Genomic DNA, 18,044 nt, shown 5'->3' with positions numbered 1-18,044 from the left:
GCATCTCGACGTCGCTCGATGCGAACGGATATTTTAAAGCGCAATGTCCGCTTCCGGTCGAAACCGGACCTTCAACCCCGCGGACCGAACAGCGCGGTACCGACGCGCACATGCGTCGCGCCCAGCATCACGGCCGTTTCATAATCGCCGCTCATCCCCATCGAGCGCAGCGGCAGGCCATGGCGTTCGGCGAGTTCGTCGAGCAGTGCGAAAAAGGGTGCGGGCTCGATGTCAGCTGGGGGGATCGCCATCAGGCCGTCGATCGTGAGACCGGCTTCCTTCGCTTCGGTCAGCAGCGCGGGCAGGCCGGCGACTGCGCAGCCGCCCTTTTGTTCCTCGTCGCCAATATTGACCTGCACGAACAGCTGCGGCTGCCGGCCCGCCTTGGCGCACGCCTTGGCGAGCGCCTGCACCAGCGACGGGCGGTCGACCGAGTGGATCGCGTCGAACAGCGCCACCGCTTCCTCGGCCTTGTTCGATTGCAGCTGGCCGATCAGGTGCAGCATGATGCCGGGCGTTTCGGCGCGCAATTCGGGCCATTTGGCGGCGGCTTCCTGCACGCGGTTCTCGCCGAAATGGCGCTGGCCCGCCGCGATCAGCGGGCGGATCGCCGGCGCGTCGTGCGTCTTCGACACCGCGATCAGGCAGATGTCCCCGGCGCGCCGCTGCGCGCGCTGCGCCGCATCGGCGATATGTCCCTGCACTTCGGCCAGCCGCTCTGCTGCTTCGCTCATCGTCCCGCTTTCATCCCGCGCGTTGCGCGCGCTCGCGACGCGCCTATAGGAAGCGCGATGCGCCCGCGCCACCCCCTGCCGGAACTCTGGCTGTTCAGCGACGAACGGGCGCGGACCGGCCTTGTCGAACTCGCCGCGCTGCTGCCGCCCGACAGCGGCATCATTTTCCGGCACGACGGGCTGGCGCCCGGGGCCCGCTGGCGCCTGCTCCGGCGGCTGATGCGCATCGCGCGGGCGCGGGGACTCGTCGTCCTGCTTGCGGGATCACCCGATACGGCGCGGCGCTGGGGCGCCGACGGCGTCCACCTCCGCCAGCGCGACGCCGATCGGACGAAGCAGGCGCACCGGCTCGGGCTGCTGGTAACGATGCCGGTCCATGATGCACCCGAGGCCCGCCGCGCGCGCCAGTCCGGAGCCGACGCCGTCTTCGTCTCGCCGCTTTATCCGACGCGCTCGCATCCCGGCGCGCCCGCGCTCGGCCCGGCGGCCTGGCTGCGGCTGGCGCGCCTCGCCCCAGCGGCGCCGATCGCGCTGGGCGGGATGACCGGCGCGCGCGCGCGCCGGATGAAGCGCGCGAGCCAAATCGCGCACGGCTGGGCGGCGATCGATGCGTGGGATGAAAAGGCGGCGAAGCGCCGGGCGCGTCAGAAGCGGAACGCGGTTCCGATATAGACCGCCTGGCTGTCGCGGCGCGAATCGGTGAGCGGTTCGACGCGGTCGTCGCTCTTGTACCGGACGCCCGCGGTGACATCGATATTCTTGGTCAGGCGATAGCTGCTGACGACATCGACGGCGGACGCCTCGCCGGGAGCGGTGACGCGATCGGTTGCCCCGCTCGGGTCGCTTGGGCGGTTCACCATACGCGTGGCGAAGCGTGACTTTTTATCGTCCTGTTCGGGCGCCCTGGCGACCGGCAGGTTACGAAGATCGGTGCCGCGCGGCAGCGACGGCGTGACGAATTTTTCGAAGCCGACCGACGCGCCGAGATTATATTTGACCGGCGCGATCGCCACCGGCGCGGTGCGCCCCGCCGCCAGCGCCGAGGTGCGCGCGGCGCTCGACGCGTCGTCGCGGGCGCGAATCACGACGGTGATCGCGCGGTTCTGACGCGCCCGGTCGGTCAGGGCGGGCGTGAAGCTGAAGTTGCCGCGCTGTTCGGCCGACATCTTGTTATAGCGCGCGATCAGCCTTTCGTCGCCCGACGCCGGGGTAAACTGGCCCAGCAGGGTTTCCGAAAGCGCCGTGTCGCGAATGCGGTCGGCGTTCGACATCGCGGCGAGGGCCGGCGGCAGCGCAAGCGAAGCCACCGCCAAAGCGGTGAGACCTGCTTTCCAAAAATGTCGCGATGTTCGCGCCATTGCTCTGCGACTCCAACCCCAATCGACTCGTCAAATAGGACCGCCAGCCCGAGAATGCCAGTGAATCCCGCCAAATTATTGCAACGATTCCGCTTTTTGCCGATATTGTTGCGGGATCGTCACAGTGCGCATCGAATCTGACCAGAATCTGAATGGCGGCGCGGCCGGAATTGCCGCGCTTGCAGGGTGGCGGCAAGGGCGATAGAGACGCTGGCAATTCCGTTATGCGCGGCCGATTTTCTGACATTCGGGCGAGCTCAAAAAGATAAGGTGTTATCGGCATGTCCCAGCTTTCCGTCCTTGCCACGATCGGTCGGCGTCCGGCCACGCTCGCGCTGCTCGGACTTGCGGCGCTCGGCCTTTCGGCGTGTGCGGGCAAGGACCGGCCGCGCGCCGATCTCGCCGCCAGCCAGGTGACGACGATCGGGGTGAACAGCTATTTGTGGCGCGCCTCGCTCGATGCGCTGTCGTTCATGCCACTGCTCCAGGCCGACAGCTCGGGCGGCGTCGTGATCACCGACTGGTATGCGAACCCGTCGAACCCGGGCGAGCGGATGAAAGTCACCGTGTCGATCCTCGACCAGGACCTGCGCGCCGACGCGCTGCGCGTCGCGGCGTCGCGGCAGGTGTCGCAGGGCGGCGCCTGGGTCGATGCGCCGGTGCAGGCGGCCACCGTCCAGAAGCTCGAGGAAATCATCCTCACCCGCGCCCGCGACCTGCGCCGCTCGGCGATCCGCGACTAGATTCTATTCCGTCATCCCGGCGAAGGCCGGGTTCTCGACCTCGGTGTCACGATCCACGGGCGAGATCCCGGCCTTCGCCGGGATGACGATCATGTAAGACAGACTAACGGGGTAACCGACGAATGACCCGCGAAACGCGCTTTGGCGCCCTCGCCGCCGACGCCCGCTGGCAAAAGGCGTGGGAGGCGGCGAACAGCTTTGCCACGACCGATACGGCGGAAAAGCCGAAAGCCTATATCCTCGAGATGTTCCCCTATCCCTCGGGGCGCATCCATATGGGGCACGTCCGCAACTATGCGATGGGCGACGTGCTCGCGCGGTTCAAAAGGATGACCGGGCACGACGTGCTGCATCCGATGGGCTGGGACGCGTTCGGCATGCCCGCCGAAAATGCCGCGATGGAAAAGGGCGTCCACCCCGGCGGCTGGACCCGCGACAATATCGCCGCGATGCGTGCGCAGCTGAAGCGTCTCGGCCTCGCAATCGACTGGAGCCGCGAACTCGCGACGTGCGAACCCGATTATTACGGGCAGGAACAGGCGCTGTTCCTCGACCTGTTCGCCGCCGGGCTCGTCACGCGCAAGGAAAGCTACGTCAACTGGGACCCCGTCGACATGACCGTGCTCGCGAACGAGCAGGTGATCGACGGTCGCGGCTGGCGCTCGGGCGCGCTGGTCGAAAAACGCGAAATTCCCGGCTATTACCTGCGCATCACCGATTACGCCGACGAGCTCCTCGACCAGGTCCGCTCGGGCCTGCCCGGCTGGCCGGAGCGCGTGCGCGTCATGCAGGAAAACTGGATCGGCAAGTCGCAGGGGCTCGAATTCAGCTTCAAGCTCGCCGGTGGCGCGCCGGGCTTCGACGTGTTCACGACGCGCCCCGACACGCTGTTCGGCGCGAGCTTTGCGGCGATCTCGCCCGATCATCCGCTCGCCGAACGCCTTGCGAAGGATTCGCCCGAACTCGCCGCGTTCATCGAGGAGTGCCGCCGGCAGGGCACCGCCGCCGAACAGCTCGACACCGCCGAGAAGCTCGGCTTCGACACCGGTATCGCCGTCGAGCATCCGCTCGATCCCGACTGGCACCTGCCCGTCTGGGTCGTCAATTATGTGCTGATGGATTATGGTACCGGCGCGATTTTCGGCTGTCCGGCGCACGACCAGCGCGACCTCGACTTCGCGCATAAATATGAGCTGCCCGTCCACCGCGTGATCGCCGAAGGCGACGAGGTCGCACAGCATTTCACCGGCACCGAGGCTTATACCGGACCCGGCAAGCTGGTGAACAGCCATTTCCTCGACGGGATGACGATCGACGAGGCCAAAGCCGCGGTCATCGCGCGCGCCGAGCATGAGGGCTGGGGCAAGGGCACGACCGTGTGGCGCCTGCGCGACTGGGGCGTGTCGCGCCAGCGTTATTGGGGCACGCCGATCCCCTTCATCCATTGCCCGGCCTGCGGCATGGTGCCGGTGCCGAAGAGCCAGCTTCCCGTCATACTGCCCGAGGACGCCGATTTCTCGGTCCCCGGCAATCCGCTCGACCGCCATCCGACGTGGAAGCATGTCGCATGCCCAAGCTGTGGCGGCGAGGCGGTGCGCGAGACCGACACGCTCGACACTTTCGTCGATTCGAGCTGGTATTTCCTGCGCTTCGCGTCGGCGCCCGGGGACAAGCCCTTCGATCCCGAGGTGATCCGCCGCTGGCTGCCCGTCGATCAATATATCGGCGGCATCGAGCATGCGATCCTCCACCTGCTCTATGCGCGCTTCTGGACGCGCGCGCTGAACAAGCTGGGGATGATCGACATCAAGGAGCCTTTCGCGAGCCTCTTCACGCAGGGCATGGTGACGCACGAGACCTACAGCCGCGCGCAGGGCGAAGGCCTGCCGCCGCTCTTCTTCACGCCCGATGAAATTACCCGCACCGCCGACGGCGCGACGCTCGAAGCCGATGGCGCGCCGGTCGACGTCGGCCGCGTGATCAAGATGTCGAAGTCGAAGAAGAATGTCGTCGATCCCGACGCCATCCTCGACCAATATGGCGCCGACGCCGCGCGCTGGTTCATGCTCTCCGACAGCCCGCCCGAGCGCGACCTGCCGTGGAGCGAGGCGGGCATCGAAGGCGCGTGGCGCTTCGTCCAGCGCCTGTGGCGGATCTTCGGCGACACCGAAAATGCCGGCAACGGCAGCGAAGACAAGGGGCTGGCGCGCAAACTGCATCAGGCGATCGCCGGGGTCGCGACCGATATCGAATCGCTCGGCTTCAACAAGGCGGTCGCGAAGATCCACGCGCTCGCGAACGAGATCGAAAAGGCAAAGCCCTCGGCGACGCGCGCCGAGGCGTGCCGCACGCTGATCCTGCTCGTCGCGCCGATGATGCCGCATCTTGCCGAAGAGGCGTGGGCGGCGCTGCCGGAAGGCCAGCGCACCACGCCGATGATCGCCGACGCGGCGTGGCCCGCCGCCGATCCGGCACTGCTCGTCGATGACGAGGTGACAATTGCGATCCAGATGGCGGGTAAGCTGCGCGATACGATGACGATCGCCAAGGGCCTCGACAAAGAAGCCACCGAAGCGGCAGCACTCGCGCGCCCGCGCATCGTCGAACTGCTCGCAGGCGCGACGCCGAAGAAGGTGATTGTGGTACCCGACCGGCTCGTGAACATCGTCCCCTGACAGAATGGCAGGAACGAAATCTTCCATCTTCCGTTCGCATCGAGCGAAGTCGAGATGCCCATCGTCCGTGCCTCGCTTCACGGTGTCTCGACTCCGCTCGACACGAACGGGGATACGGGGCATGGTTGATTGAAATGCGCAGCCTTCTCGTCTCCTCGCTCGTCGCCCTTTCGCTGACCCTCGGCGGGTGCGGTCTGCGTCCGCTCTACGCGAACGGCAGCAAGGGGGCGGTGGCGCAGGTGCTTGCCGACGTCGATGTCGCGCCGATCGAGGGGCATGAAGGCTGGCTCGTCCGCAATGCGCTGCGCGACCGGCTGCAGGCGACGCAGGGCGGCGAGGGTGCGGGCAAGCGCCTCCGCCTCGACGTCCGGCTCGAGGACTCGATCACCGGCTTCGGCGTCCGCGCCGACGATACGGTGACGCGCGAACGCCGCACGCTGCGCGCGCGCTACCAGCTCGTCGATTCGGCATCGGGCGCGGTGCTGCTCGACGCGACCGCCGCGCAGGACGCGGGGATCGACGTCGTCGGCAGCGAATATGCGACGATCGCCGCCGAATCGACCGCGCTCGAACGGCTCGCCTCGGGCGTCGCCGACCAGATCGTCGCGCGGCTCGCGGTCTATGCGAATCGCGGCGGCGGCCAGCCGGGGGCGGTGCTTGCCTCCCCCGTATCCGCGCCCGCTGTGCCCGCGCCCGCCGGGCAATGAAGAGCGTCAAGCCCGCCGACCTCGAACGCCAGACGCGCCTCGATCCCGCGGTCCGCTTCACCCTCCTCACCGGCCCCGACGAAGCGACGATGGAAGCCGTCGCCGGCCGTCTGATCGGCCTTGCCGGCAAGGATGCCGAGCGGCTCGACCTGACGGGATCGCAGCTGTCGCAAGACCCGTCGCTGCTCGCCGCCGAAGCCGCGTCGATGTCGCTCTTTTCGCCGAGCCGGATCATCAAGCTCGAACTGTCGGGCAGCGGCGACGACAGCCTCGCCGCGGTCGAAGCATTGCTCACCGCCGAAACCGCGATCAACCCGGTCGTCGCGACCGGCGCCTCGGTCACCGCCAAGTCGAAGCTCGTCAAGCTGGTCGAAGCGTCGGACCATGCCGTCGCCGCGATCTGTTACCAGCCCGACCGGCGCGCGCTCGTCGGCATCGCGATGGCGGCGGCGCAGGAGCAGGGGCTGCGCATCGCCAACAGCGAGGCGCAATTGCTCGTCGACCTCGTTTCGGGCGACCAGGCGCTGATGCGCCGCGAGATCGAGAAGATCGCGCTCTATCTCGACGCCGGGCCCGATCGTCAGCGGCAGGTTACGCCCGCCGACATCGCCGCGCTGGGCGCCGCGACGCACGAGGAGGATGTCAGCGAGTGCATCAATGTCGCGCTCGGCGGCAAGGTGCGCGACCTGCCCGAGATGCTGACCAAGGCGGCGGCGGTCGGCGTCGCCGAGATCCGCATCATCCGCGCGCTCGCAATCCGCGCACTCGCGCTCGCCCGCCTGCGCGCCGAAGTCGACGGCGGCGCGCATCCGGCGACCGTCGTCTCGGCGCGATCGAGCGGCATTTTCTGGAAGGAACGCGACGCGGTGACCGCGCAGCTGCATATCTGGGATTCGGTGCGCATCGCGCGGCTGATGACCCGGCTGCTCGACTGCGAGCGCGCGCTCAAGGCGTCGGGCACCGCGGGCGCGGTGCTGTTCCGCAAGCTGATGACCGATATCGCCCATCAGGCCGCACGAGCACGCTAGCGAGAGGCCGCTGTCGGCCGCAAACAGACATAGCTGAAAAGCAAGCCCCTCCCCTTCAGGGGAGGGGTTGGGGTGGGGGCCATCAGCCTTGCGCAAGGCCGATGGCCCCCACCCGCTGCGACTAAGCCAGCAAGCTGGCAAGTCTCGCTGCCCTCCCCTGAAGGGGAGGGCCTGATTTGGATCAACGTCCACTTCCCACCCCAAAACCGACATCTCCCGCCCTCAAAACGAAGAGGCGGCGCGGAGCTCGCGCGCCGCGCCGCCTCGACAATGGTTCCAGTGGGAAACCATCGCCCCCCGCCCGTACCGAATAGCCGTGGGTCGCAGAAAGCCGACGGCCGGAACGAAGCTCGGAAAATCAATCGTCTGTTTCAGGTCCCCGCCAAGCCCCATCCTCTGGCGTCACGTTCGATTCCCCTCGCACGCTCCCGTTCGGAGCAGGCAACGCAACTATGGGGCAGCGGCAGCCCATAAAATTGTAAGAACCCGACAGCAGGTCCCCTCGTAACATTGTTTTTCACGCGTTTTACGGATTAAAATGGAACAGCATGCCGCACCGCGACGCATCTTCCGTCCCATCCGCCAGCCGTGTCGCGACGCGCTTCTTCCCCTTGTCGGAACCGCTTCGCCCCTATCTCAGCACCATCTATCTGACCGAGGTCGCCGTGCCCGACGGTTCGCGGGTCGAGGATTATCTGCATCCCGAATGGGCGAACCTGCGCTTTGTCGACGGCGACCCGCCGCGCGCGGCGATCGGCGGCGGTTCGACCGTGGAAGCGTCGCGCTTCATCGCCACCGGACCGACGAGCCGGGCAAGCTATTTCGCGGCGGGCAATATGCGGACCTGGGGTATCGGCGTGCTTCCGATGGGGTGGGCAAAATTCATCCCGCTGCCCGCCGGCGAACTCGCCGACCGGTTCTGCGACGGCGGAGCGCATCCCGCCTTCGCCCGCTTCGCGCCACTCGCCGGGCAGTTGCGACAGACCGACGACGCCGATGCCGCGGCGGCGCTGATCGACGCCCATTTCCGCGCGCTGCTCGCCGATGCGCCGCCCGACGACCCCGCCATCCTCGCCGCGCACCGCGCGCTCGTCGACGATGACCTGTCGAGCGTCGCCGATCTTTCGGCGAAGCTCGGCCTTTCCGAACGCTCGATCGAGCGATTGAGCCACCGCGCCTTCGGCTTTTCGCCCAAGCTGCTGCTGCGCCGTCAACGCTTTCTGCGCAGCCTCGCGCGCTTCATGCTCGATCCGTCGATGGCGTGGATCGATACGATGGACCATCATTATTACGATCAGGCGCAATTCACCCGCGACTTCCGGCGTTTCATGGGGATGAGCCCGCGCGACTATGCTGCGCGGCCCAAGCCGATATTGGGCGCCGCCGCCTTCGCCCGTACCGCCGCCGCCGGCGCGCCGGTGCAAGGCCTGCACAAACCGACAGGATAGACCGTTCCGCCAACAGGCTTGACCCGCGCGGCGCCTTCGGTGCAAGCGGCGGACGACGGACGCGCGGGCAGCCGCCTATCCACCAATTTGAGAAAGCATGATACCGGCAGCGGCAGCGCCGCCGGAACAGGACGAATGACGATGAGCGATATCGAAGCCATCCAGACCCAGCTTTTGGGCGACATCGAAGCCGCGGCCGATGCGGGTGCGGTCGAGGCGCTGCGCGTCGCCGCGCTCGGCAAGGCGGGCAGCATCACCGCGCTGCTCAAGACGCTCGGCGGGATGACCCCCGAGGAACGGCAGGCGCAGGGCCCCGCGATCCACGCGCTGCGCGAGAGCGTCACCGCCGCCCTCGCGGCACGCAAGGCGGTGCTCGACGCGGCGGCGCTCGACGTGAAGCTCGCCGCCGAAGCGATCGACATGACGCTTCCCGCCGAGGCGAGCCCGCGCGGCAGCGTCCATCCGGTCAGCCAGGTGATGGACGAACTCGCCGAAATCTTCGCCGACATGGGCTTCGCGGTCGCGACGGGCCCCGAGATCGAGGACGACTGGCGCAACTTCACCGCGCTCAATATCCCCGAAACGCACCCCGCGCGCGCGATGCACGACACCTTCTATTTCCCGGACACGGACGCGGAAGGTCGCGCGATGCTGCTGCGCACCCACACCTCGCCGGTGCAGATCCGCACGATGATGAGCGAGGAACCGCCGATCCGCATCATCGCGCCCGGCCGCGTCTATCGCAGCGACAGCGACGCGACGCATACGCCGATGTTCCACCAGGTCGAAGGCCTCGTCATCGACCGCGGCATCCATATGGGGCACCTCAAATGGACGCTCGAGACCTTCCTCAAGGCCTATTTCGAGCGCGACGACATCGTGCTGCGCCTGCGCCCCAGCTATTTCCCCTTCACCGAACCGTCCGCGGAGGTCGATGTCGGTTATAAACAGGAAAAGGGCCGCCGCATCGTCGGCGGCAACGGCGACGACGAAGGCCATGCGTGGATGGAGCTGCTCGGCAGCGGCATGGTCAATCGCCGCGTCATCGCCAATTGCGGGCTCGACCCCGACGAATGGCAGGGCTTTGCCTTCGGCGCCGGCGTCGACCGGCTCGCGATGCTCAAATATGGCATGGACGATTTGCGCGCCTTCTTCGACGGCGACCTCAGGTGGCTGTCGCATTACGGGTTCGGCGCGCTGTCGGTGCCCACGCTGAGCGGGGGAGTTTCGGCATGAGGATCACCCTTGATTGGCTGCACGAGCATCTGGATGGCGACTATTCGGTCGCCGACGTCGTTGCGACGCTGAACCGCATCGGCCATGAGGTCGAAGGCGTCGAGAATCCGGCCGAGAAGCTCGCGGGCTTCCGCATCGCCAAAGTGCTCACCGCCGAAAAACATCCACAGGCCGACAAGCTGCAGGTGCTGACTGTCGATACCGGCGACGGTAGCGCGCCGCTCACCATCGTCTGCGGCGCGCCCAATGCGCGCGCGGGCCTGATCGGCGTGCTCGGCCTGCCCGGCGCGGTAGTCCCCGCGAACGGCATGGAGCTGAAGGTCGCGGCGGTGCGCGGGGTCGAATCGAACGGCATGATGTGCTCGACGCGCGAACTCGAGCTCGGCGACGATCATGACGGGATCATCGAGCTGCCCGCCGACGCGCCGGTCGGCACGCCCTTTGCCGACTATAGCGGAGCGAACGATCCGGTGATCGACATTTCGATCACCCCGAACCGGCAGGATTGCATGGGCGTGCGCGGGATCGCGCGCGATCTCGCCGCCGCCGGACTCGGCACGCTGAAGCCGCTCGACGTCCCGACGATCACCGGCGAAGGGGCGCCCGCGACCGAAATCGCTACCCTCGACCCCGAAGCCTGCCCCGCCTTTTTCGGCCGCACGATCAGCGGCGTCACCAACGGCCAGGCCCCCGAGTGGATGCGCCGCCGGCTGGAAGCGGTCGGCCAGCGGTCGATCTCGGCGCTCGTCGACATCAGCAATTATGTGATGTTCGACCTCGGCCGCCCGAGCCACATCTACGACCGCGCCAAATTGCATGGCGCGCTCGTCGCGCGCCGCGCAAAGCAGGGCGAGACCGTCACCGCGCTCAACGGCAAGGAATACACGCTCACCGACACGATGACGGTGATCGCCGACGAGCGCGAGGTTCACGACATCGCGGGCATCATGGGCGGCGAACATTCGGGCTGCAGCGAAACGACGACCGACGTGCTGATCGAGGTCGCCTATTTCACCCCCGAACGCATCGCGCTCACGGGCCAAGCGCTCGGCCTGTCGAGCGACGCGCGCAGCCGTTTCGAGCGCGGGGTCGATCCGGCGTTCCTCGACGATGCGACCGCGATCGTTACCGCGCATATCCTGAACATCTGCGGCGGCAATCCGTCGGCGGTCACGCGTGCGGGCACCCCGCCCGCCGAAGTGAAGGTGATCGATTACGACCCCGCGCTGTCGGCGACGCTCGGCGGCATCGCGATCGCGCCCGAGCGGCAGAAGGAGATTCTCGCCGCGCTCGGCTTCGGCGTGCTCGAACAGGGCGGCCGCTGGCAGGTGTCGGTGCCGAGCTGGCGCCGCGACATGGACGGCGCGCCCGACGTCGTCGAGGAAGTCACGCGCATCACGGGGTTCGACGCGATCGCGTCGGTGCCGCTGCCGCGCGCGGACGGGGTGGCGAAGCCGACCGCAACGCCCGAACAGACGATCGAGCGCCGCCTGCGCCGCGCCGCGGCCGCCGCGGGCTTCGACGAAGCGGTGACCTGGTCGTTCATCAGCGAGGCCGAGGCCGCGCCCTTCGGCGGCGGCACGTGGAGCCTCGCCAACCCGATCAGCGAAGATCTGAAAGTGATGCGCCCGTCGCTGCTCCCCGGCCTGCTCGCCGCGGCGCAGCGCAACCAGAATCGCGGCGCGGAGAGCCTCCGCCTGTTCGAGATCGGCCGCCGTTACCTTTCCGACGCCGAGCATCCGACGCTGGCGCTGCTGATGGCGGGCGACAAAAGCGCGCGCAGCTGGCAGGCAGGCAAGGCCGCGCCCTTCGATGCGTTCGACGCCAAGGCGGCGGCGCTGGCGCTGCTCGACGCCGCCGGCGCGCCCGCCGACCGGCTGCAGGTGATGGAAGCTGTCACGACCGGCAACATCTGGCATCCCGGCCAGTCGGCGACCTTGCGGCTCGGCCCCAAGGCGGTGCTCGCCGAATTCGGCGCGCTCCACCCCGCGCTGACCCGCGCCTTCGACGTCGACGGCCCGGTGATGGCGGTGCAGATCTTCCTCGATGCGGTCCCGGCGAAGCGCGCGAGCGGTCCGGCGCGCGCCGCCTTCGCGCCCCCGGCATTGCAATCGGTGCGCCGCGACTTCGCCTTCCTCGCACCCACGGGGCTGGCCGCCGCCGAGCTGGTGCGCGCGATCCGCGGCGCCGACAAGGCGGCGATCGTCGATGCGCGGCTGTTCGACCGCTTCGCCGGCCAGGGCGTGCCCGAGGGCCAGGTGAGCCTGGCCGTCGAGGTCGAACTGCAACCGCAAGAGAAGAGCTTCACCGATGCCGAGTTGAAGGCGATCGCCGACAAGGTGGTGGCCGCTGCCGCGAAGGCCGGAGCGGCGCTGCGGGGATAGATTCGGGTCGACGGGACAAAGGGAGAGTTTGATATGGACACCCGCCACCTCGTCGATCGCGAGATCGCGCCGATCATCGACCTGTTCCCGCGGGTCGACCTCGACGCGGCGCCGATCGCGCAGATTCGCGCGAAGGCGGCCGAAACCTATGCGATCCTGCCGCCGACGGTGATCGCGCCCGAAAAATTGTTCGTGCCGTCGATCCACGGCGGCCCCGACATCATGGTCTTCCTGTATCGCCCCGCCATAACGCGCGCGGGGAGTGGCGCGATCCTGCATATTCACGGCGGCGGCATGGTGCTGGGATCGGTCGAGCAGATGCAGGCGGGCCCCGCCGCGCTGGCGGCAGCCGCGGGCGTGCCGGTCGTATCGGTCGAATATCGCCTCGCACCCGAACATCCTTTTCCCGCGCCGCAGGAAGATTGCCATTCGGCGCTGAGCTGGCTCGCCGGGCAGGCCGATGCGCTCGGTTTCGACGCGAAGCGGATCGTCGTCGCGGGCGAGAGCGCGGGCGGCGGGCTCGCCGCCGCGCTCGCGATCATGGCGCGCGACCTCGGCGGACCCGGACTTGCGGGCCAGTTGCTGACCTATCCGATGCTCGATCACCGGACGGGCGGCGACGCCTGCCCCTATAAGAATCCGATGACCGGCGAATTCATCTGGACGCGCGCGAGCAACCGCTTCGGCTGGCGCGCGCTGCAGGGCGATTACCAGGCCGACGACGAACGATGCGGCTGGTTTTCGCCGAGCCTCGCCGGCGATCTGACGGGCCTGCCTCCTGCCTATATCGCGACGGGCAGCCTCGATCTCTTCTTCGACGAAAATCTCGACTATGCGCGGCGGCTCGTCGCGGCGGGCGTACCCGTCGACCTGCACAGCTATGCCGGGGCGATCCACGCCTTCAATGCGATCCCCGACGCCGCGCTGTCGCAACGCTTCAACGGCGGGCTGCTCGCGGCGGCGGCGGCGATGACGGCGCCGGCGAGCGGCTGAATCGAGCGCGTGTGCGGGCTGTTGGCCGCATGCGGACACCTGCTTCCGACATGGCTAGTCCGGCGTCTCCGTCATCGCGGCGTCGTTTGCCAAGTCTTATTGTGGTGGGAGTGCGGGGGGCCCTTCGGGGACGTTGGCGTTTGCGGCGGGGACGGCGCGGGTATCGTTTGCGACCTGCTGCGGCGCGGGGTCGTCGGCCCAGTCCCAAAGCTCGCCCTTGACGCGCCTGTAATTGACCTCGGGGTCATAGAGCGCGCCGCCCTCGAGCCCGAGGTCGCGCGCCTCGGCCTTGCCCATCGCCGCGAGCACCGAGAAGGCGGCGACATAGCTGTTGCGCTGCGCCGAGACGAGCTGGACCTGCGTGTTCAGATATTCCTGCTCGGCGTTCAATATATCGAGGATCGAGCGCGTGCCGACGCTGTTCTCGGCGCGCACCCCTTCGAGCGACAGCGCGTTCGCCCCGACCGCCTGCCGCGTCGCGGCGATGATGCGCTCGTTCGCCTGCCACGCCGCATAGGCGCCGCGCGTCTGCGCGATCACTCCGCGTTCGACCTCGATATATTGCTCGATCGCCTGGCTGCTGCGCGATTGCGCCTGGCGCACCTGCGCCGAGCGGCGGCCGCCGGTGAAGATCGGCAGCGTCACCTGCACCCCCGCCGCCGCGCTCGACGTCTCCTGCGTCACGCTGACCCCGGGCACGCCGCTGTTCAGCGATCCCAGATAATTATTATAGCCGCCGTTGACGATCGCCGACACCTTGGGCGCGCGGCTCGACTTTGCGGTGCCGATGTCGGCCTTCGAGGCGTTGACCAGCTCGTTCGCCGCCTCGATGTCGGGATTGCTGGTGAGCGCGACCGCCACCGCATCCTCGGCGGTCGCGGGCAGGTTCGGCAGCGGCGGCGGCGCTTCGAGGTCGGCCGGCGCCTCGCCGACAAGGCGGATATAGCCCTCGCGGCTCGCGATCAGATTGGCTTCGGCGGTGCGCAGGTCGCCCTCCGCCAGCGCGAGCCGCGCTTCCGACTGGGCGACGTCGGTGCGCGTCAGATCGCCGATCTCGAACCGGTCGCTCGTCGCCTGCAAATTGGTGCGCAGCACCGCGACATTCTTCTGATTCAATTGGACGATCGCCTGGTCGCGGATGACGTCCATATAGGCGCCGACGACCTGCGAGAAGACGCTCGCCTCGGTCGCGCGCAAATCGGCCTGCCCCGCCTCGACGCGATGCTTCGCGGCGCGCACCGCATTGCGCACCGCGCCGCCCTGATAGAGCGGCACCGTCAGCTGCGCGCCCGCCGACAGCGAACGCGCGGGCGCGTTGAAGCTGTTGCCCGGAACGATCAGATTCTCGTCATAGCTCGCCTGCGTGCCAATGTCGGGCAGGCCATAGCTCTTCTCGATCGGAACATTCTCGTCGTTCGCGCGCTGACCCGCCCGCGCCGCCGTCAGCGTCGGGTTGTTCTCATACGCCTTCGCCAAAGCTCCCTGCAACGTCTCCGCAGACGCCCCCGCAGGAAGCAAAAACGCAACCGCCGCAAGGCCGGATAGCGACACGCGGAGGTTCGGCGCTCGCTTCAATGTTCGCGGCCGGCTTTCCACAAGGTCTGGGTAAGCGGCTCGAGCAGATAGGCGAGCGCGGTGCGTTTGCGCAGCGGGACCATCACCTCGGCGGGCATGCCCGCGCGCAGGCCGTTGTCGCCGCGGAGCGCCGCGATCTTCTGCATCTCGGCCGGCGGCACCATCACCTCGATCTCGAAATATTCCAGACCCGTCCGGTTGTCCTCGAAACTGTCGGCCGACACTTTGCTGATCTTGCCCATCAGGATCGGCAGGCTGCGTTCCTGGATTCCCGAAAAGCGCACCTGCGTTTCCATTCCAGGCGACAGGTCGTCGGCGTCGTTGGGCGACGCCTTCGCCAGCACGACCAGCGCCTTGTCCTTCGGAACGATCTCCATCAGCACGTCGCCCGGCGCGGCGACGCCGCCGACGGTGAATATCTTCAGGCCGACCACACGCCCGCTCGCCGGCGCGCGCACCACCGACTGCGTCAGGCGCTCGCGCGTCGCGAACAGGCGCGGCTGCAATTCGTCGAGCCGCACCTGGACCTCGCGAAGCTGGGTGGCGACTTCCTCGAGCGTGCGGCGGTCCATCGACACCATCTGGAGGCGCGATTCGCCGATCGCTTCCTCCAGCCGCGCGACGTCCGAGTTGAGCGCGCCGAAATCGCCGTCGAGCTGCGCCGCGCTGCGCTCGATCGCACGCAGCCGGTTCGTCGACACGAAGCCGCGCGCGGACAGGGTGCGCAGCCCCGTCAGTTCCTCGTGGATCAGCCGCTGCTGGATGCGGTTCGATTCGATCTGCGCGCCATAGCCGACGATCTGCCGGCTATGCTGAGCGACCCGCTGGCCCAGCATGGCGCGTTCGGTCGCGTTCGACCGCCGGCGCGCGTCGAACAGCAGGCGCTGGCCGCGCATCGCTTCGTCGGCGAGCGCGCGGTCGCCGGCGAGGAAGCTCGAAAACTCGACCGGCTCGGTGATGCTGCCCACGCCGTCGCGCTCGGCGATCAGCCGCGCCCGCTGCGCGAGCAGCGCGACGACCTCGCCGGTCAGGCCGCGCTCGGCCGCGACCACGTCGGACGCGGAAATCTTGAGCAGCACGTCGCCGCGGCGCACCTCGCTGCCCTCCGCCACCATCAGGGCGGTGACGATGCCGCCGTCCTTGTGCTGGACCGCCTGACGGTTGCCCGCGACCGAGACCGACCCTTGAGCGAGCGCGCCCGCGTCGAGCGGGGTCAGCGCCGCCCAGCCGAGCAGCCCGACGAAGAAGGCGCCGGCGATGATCAGCCCTGCCCGCACCTCGCGCTTCGACGAATCGATCGCCTCGACCGGCAGCGGCGCGCCGTGCAGATCGTCGCCGAAGCTCATTGCGTTCATGGCTTCTTGCCCCTCATCTTGACGACATTGGCCGCGGCCCGCGCGGCGTTCTGTTTCAGCGTTTCGATCACCTGTTCGCGCGGCCCCTGATGCTCGATGATCCCGTTCTTCATCACCGCCAGGCGATCGGCATCGCGCAGCGCCGCCTGACGGTGCGTCACGATCATGATGGCCGCCTCGCGCGCCTTTGCGGCGGCGATCGCATCGCCCAAGGCTTCCTCGCCCTGGCTGTCGAGCGAGGCGTTGGGTTCGTCGAGGATCAGGATTTTGGGATCGCCATAGAGCGCGCGCGCGAGCGCGATGCGCTGCGCCTGCCCGCCCGAGAGCCTGAGGCCCCCGTCGCCGATCCGCGCATTATAGCCGCCCGGCAGGTGCAGGATCATGTCGTGGACGCCGGCCGCGATCGCGGCGCGGGTCACCTTGTGGTCGATGTCGGCCGGATGCTCGCCGCGGGCGGCCGCGAAGCGCGAGATATTCTCGCCGATCGTCCCGGGGAGCAAAGTCGGGTCCTGCGGCAGATAGCCGATATGGGCGGCGAGCCGCTCGCCGTCCCAGTCGCCATATTGGGCATCGTCGATCCGGACTTCGCCGCCGTCGGGCGGGATGGCGCCCGCGGCGATGCGCGCGAGCGTCGTCTTGCCGGCGCCCGACGGGCCGATCACCCCGAGCACCTCGCCGGGGATGATCCAGGTCGAGACCCCGCGCAGGATCAGCGCGCTGTTGTCGGGCGTGCGCAGCAGGATGTTGGAAAGTTCGACATAGCCCTCGGGCGCGGGGAGGATGAGGCGTTCGCCGGCCGGATCGCCCGTGTCGCGGAACAGCGCCTCGACCGACGCCTTCGCCTGCCGCGCCTGCCCGATCGCGGGCCAGGCCTGCACCACCTGCTCGATCGGCTGGAGCGCGCGCGCAAGCAGCACCGATGCCGCGATGATCGCCCCGACCGATATCTCGGCGTGGATCGCCAGATAGGCCCCTGCGCCGAGCGCGAGCGACTGCATGAACATGCGGGCGAATTTGACGAGGCCCGAATAGCGCGAGGCGACGAACTGCGTCATCGCGCTCGCCTCGAGGCCGGCGCGGCGATCGGTGATCTGGCGCGCGACCATCGCGCGCCGCATGCCGAGCGCGCGCACGATCTCGGCCTTGTCGAACATCGCTTCCTGCCCCGCATAGGCCAGCGCCATCGCGCGATGCCCTTCAGCGGCAGAGCATCTGGTCGCGCGCTCGTTGAGCAGCGCGAGCGCGAGCAGGACCAGGCCGCCGCCGAGGATCATCATGCCGAGCAGCGGATGGATGAGGAAAGCGACGATGAAATAGAGCGGCGTCCAGGGAATGTCGAACAGCGCGATCGCGGCGGGACTTGCGACCGCGCCGCGGAAATTGTCGAAATCGCGCATCGCCTGCGCGGCGCCCGGATCGGCGCCTCCCTTCGCCCGCGCGAGCAGCCGGTCGAGGATCGGCGCCGCGAGCTGGCGGTTGAGCCGCAGCGAGGCGCGCAGCATCAGCCGGCTGCGCACCATGTCGAGCGCGCTGAGGCAGGCGATGGCGATCCCGACGATGACGGTGATCCAGAACAGCGTCAATTGCCCGCCCGTCGGCACGACGCGATCATAGACCTGCATCATGTAGATGGTCGGCGCCAGATAGAGGATGTTGACGAGCGCGCTGAACAGCGCCGCCGCCGCGAAGTGCCGGCGGCAGGCCGCGAACGCCGCCTTGATCTGAACCGGAACAGCGGGATCGTTACGCATGACCCTCCCCCATTTCTTCTGACGTTCTTGCTCAAGCCAAAGGAAAGACCCGGACCG

14 protein-coding genes are annotated in these 18,044 nt (G+C 68.2%); 9 read left to right on the top strand and 5 right to left on the bottom strand.

Annotation, left to right across the window (positions count from 1 at the left end):
- Nucleotides 1–71: 71 nt before the first annotated feature.
- Nucleotides 72–734, bottom strand: coding sequence for a YggS family pyridoxal phosphate-dependent enzyme (locus QZL87_RS18070; RefSeq protein ID WP_295321804.1), 663 nt, complete (start codon nt 732–734; stop codon nt 72–74).
- 57 nt (nt 735–791) lie between these two features.
- Here QZL87_RS18070 and QZL87_RS18065 point away from each other — a divergent pair, with 57 nt between their 5' ends.
- Nucleotides 792–1,406 carry a thiamine phosphate synthase gene (locus tag QZL87_RS18065; protein WP_295321801.1) on the top strand — a complete coding sequence of 205 codons (615 nt, stop codon included), beginning with the start codon at nt 792–794 and terminating at the stop codon, nt 1,404–1,406.
- Here QZL87_RS18065 and QZL87_RS18060 read toward each other — a convergent pair.
- Nucleotides 1,379–2,041: a hypothetical protein gene (locus QZL87_RS18060; protein ID WP_295321799.1), complete on the bottom strand. Its 663-nt coding sequence runs from the start codon at nt 2,039–2,041 to the stop codon at nt 1,379–1,381. The two genes, QZL87_RS18065 and QZL87_RS18060, sit on opposite strands and share 28 nt — an antisense overlap.
- Before the next feature lie 332 nt (nt 2,042–2,373).
- Here QZL87_RS18060 and QZL87_RS18055 point away from each other — a divergent pair, with 332 nt between their 5' ends.
- The 8 genes from QZL87_RS18055 (at nt 2,374) to QZL87_RS18020 (ending at nt 13,306) form a co-directional block, all read left to right on the top strand.
- Nucleotides 2,374–2,835 (top strand): DUF3576 domain-containing protein, encoded by a 462-nt coding sequence (locus tag QZL87_RS18055; RefSeq protein ID WP_295321796.1) that lies wholly within the window; start codon nt 2,374–2,376, stop codon nt 2,833–2,835.
- Between the two features lie 122 nt (nt 2,836–2,957).
- Nucleotides 2,958–5,510, top strand: a complete 2,553-nt coding sequence (gene leuS, locus QZL87_RS18050) for a leucine--tRNA ligase (RefSeq protein ID WP_295321793.1) — start codon at nt 2,958–2,960, stop codon at nt 5,508–5,510.
- Nucleotides 5,511–5,644: 134 nt separating this feature from the next.
- Nucleotides 5,645–6,217, top strand: coding sequence for an LPS assembly lipoprotein LptE (gene lptE, locus QZL87_RS18045; RefSeq protein ID WP_295321790.1), 573 nt, complete (start codon nt 5,645–5,647; stop codon nt 6,215–6,217).
- Nucleotides 6,214–7,245: a DNA polymerase III subunit delta gene (gene holA, locus QZL87_RS18040; RefSeq protein ID WP_295321787.1), complete on the top strand. Its 1,032-nt coding sequence runs from the start codon at nt 6,214–6,216 to the stop codon at nt 7,243–7,245. Before lptE ends, holA begins: the two co-directional genes overlap by 4 nt.
- Nucleotides 7,246–7,793: 548 nt before the next feature.
- The gene (locus QZL87_RS18035; RefSeq protein ID WP_295321784.1) at nt 7,794–8,693 is read left to right on the top strand and encodes an AraC family transcriptional regulator; all 900 of its coding nucleotides are present in this window, start codon (nt 7,794–7,796) and stop codon (nt 8,691–8,693) included.
- Between the two features lie 141 nt (nt 8,694–8,834).
- A complete protein-coding gene (gene pheS / locus QZL87_RS18030) occupies nt 8,835–9,929 on the top strand; it encodes a phenylalanine--tRNA ligase subunit alpha (protein ID WP_295321781.1) in 1,095 nt (364 codons plus the stop codon).
- The gene (pheT, locus tag QZL87_RS18025; protein WP_295321779.1) at nt 9,926–12,313 is read left to right on the top strand and encodes a phenylalanine--tRNA ligase subunit beta; all 2,388 of its coding nucleotides are present in this window, start codon (nt 9,926–9,928) and stop codon (nt 12,311–12,313) included. Before pheS ends, pheT begins: the two co-directional genes overlap by 4 nt.
- 33 nt (nt 12,314–12,346) lie before the next feature.
- Entirely contained in the window at nt 12,347–13,306 is a 960-nt protein-coding gene (locus tag QZL87_RS18020) for an alpha/beta hydrolase (RefSeq protein ID WP_295321776.1), read from the top strand.
- 96 nt (nt 13,307–13,402) lie between these two features.
- Here the strand turns inward: QZL87_RS18020 and QZL87_RS18015 are convergent, their stop codons facing one another.
- From QZL87_RS18015 to QZL87_RS18005, 3 genes are read right to left on the bottom strand one after another with little or no spacing between them, the layout of a single operon-like run.
- Nucleotides 13,403–14,857 (bottom strand): TolC family outer membrane protein, encoded by a 1,455-nt coding sequence (locus QZL87_RS18015; protein ID WP_295321773.1) that lies wholly within the window; start codon nt 14,855–14,857, stop codon nt 13,403–13,405.
- A gap of 20 nt (nt 14,858–14,877) precedes the next feature.
- Nucleotides 14,878–16,236 carry an HlyD family type I secretion periplasmic adaptor subunit gene (locus tag QZL87_RS18010; protein WP_295321771.1) on the bottom strand — a complete coding sequence of 453 codons (1,359 nt, stop codon included), beginning with the start codon at nt 16,234–16,236 and terminating at the stop codon, nt 14,878–14,880.
- The gene (locus QZL87_RS18005; protein WP_295321768.1) at nt 16,233–17,987 is read right to left on the bottom strand and encodes a type I secretion system permease/ATPase; all 1,755 of its coding nucleotides are present in this window, start codon (nt 17,985–17,987) and stop codon (nt 16,233–16,235) included. Before QZL87_RS18005 ends, QZL87_RS18010 begins: the two co-directional genes overlap by 4 nt.
- Nucleotides 17,988–18,044: the final 57 nt, after the last annotated feature.

The sequence above is a fragment of the uncultured Sphingopyxis sp. genome, from assembly GCF_900078365.1.
Classification (GTDB): domain Bacteria; phylum Pseudomonadota; class Alphaproteobacteria; order Sphingomonadales; family Sphingomonadaceae; genus Sphingopyxis.
Note: the sequence above shows the minus strand (reverse complement) of the source record. Positions and strands in the feature narration are given on the sequence as shown.

Coding starts and splice junctions, on each gene's coding strand:
- QZL87_RS18070 (WP_295321804.1), bottom strand. CDS start 734: ATGAGCGAAGCAGCAGAGCGGCTGGCCGAAGTGCAGGGACATATCGCC.
- QZL87_RS18065 (WP_295321801.1), top strand. CDS start 792: ATGCGCCCGCGCCACCCCCTGCCGGAACTCTGGCTGTTCAGCGACGAA.
- QZL87_RS18055 (WP_295321796.1), top strand. CDS start 2,374: ATGTCCCAGCTTTCCGTCCTTGCCACGATCGGTCGGCGTCCGGCCACG.
- leuS (WP_295321793.1), top strand. CDS start 2,958: ATGACCCGCGAAACGCGCTTTGGCGCCCTCGCCGCCGACGCCCGCTGG.
- lptE (WP_295321790.1), top strand. CDS start 5,645: ATGCGCAGCCTTCTCGTCTCCTCGCTCGTCGCCCTTTCGCTGACCCTC.
- holA (WP_295321787.1), top strand. CDS start 6,214: ATGAAGAGCGTCAAGCCCGCCGACCTCGAACGCCAGACGCGCCTCGAT.
- QZL87_RS18035 (WP_295321784.1), top strand. CDS start 7,794: ATGCCGCACCGCGACGCATCTTCCGTCCCATCCGCCAGCCGTGTCGCG.
- pheS (WP_295321781.1), top strand. CDS start 8,835: ATGAGCGATATCGAAGCCATCCAGACCCAGCTTTTGGGCGACATCGAA.
- pheT (WP_295321779.1), top strand. CDS start 9,926: ATGAGGATCACCCTTGATTGGCTGCACGAGCATCTGGATGGCGACTAT.
- QZL87_RS18020 (WP_295321776.1), top strand. CDS start 12,347: ATGGACACCCGCCACCTCGTCGATCGCGAGATCGCGCCGATCATCGAC.
- QZL87_RS18010 (WP_295321771.1), bottom strand. CDS start 16,236: ATGAACGCAATGAGCTTCGGCGACGATCTGCACGGCGCGCCGCTGCCG.
- QZL87_RS18005 (WP_295321768.1), bottom strand. CDS start 17,987: ATGCGTAACGATCCCGCTGTTCCGGTTCAGATCAAGGCGGCGTTCGCG.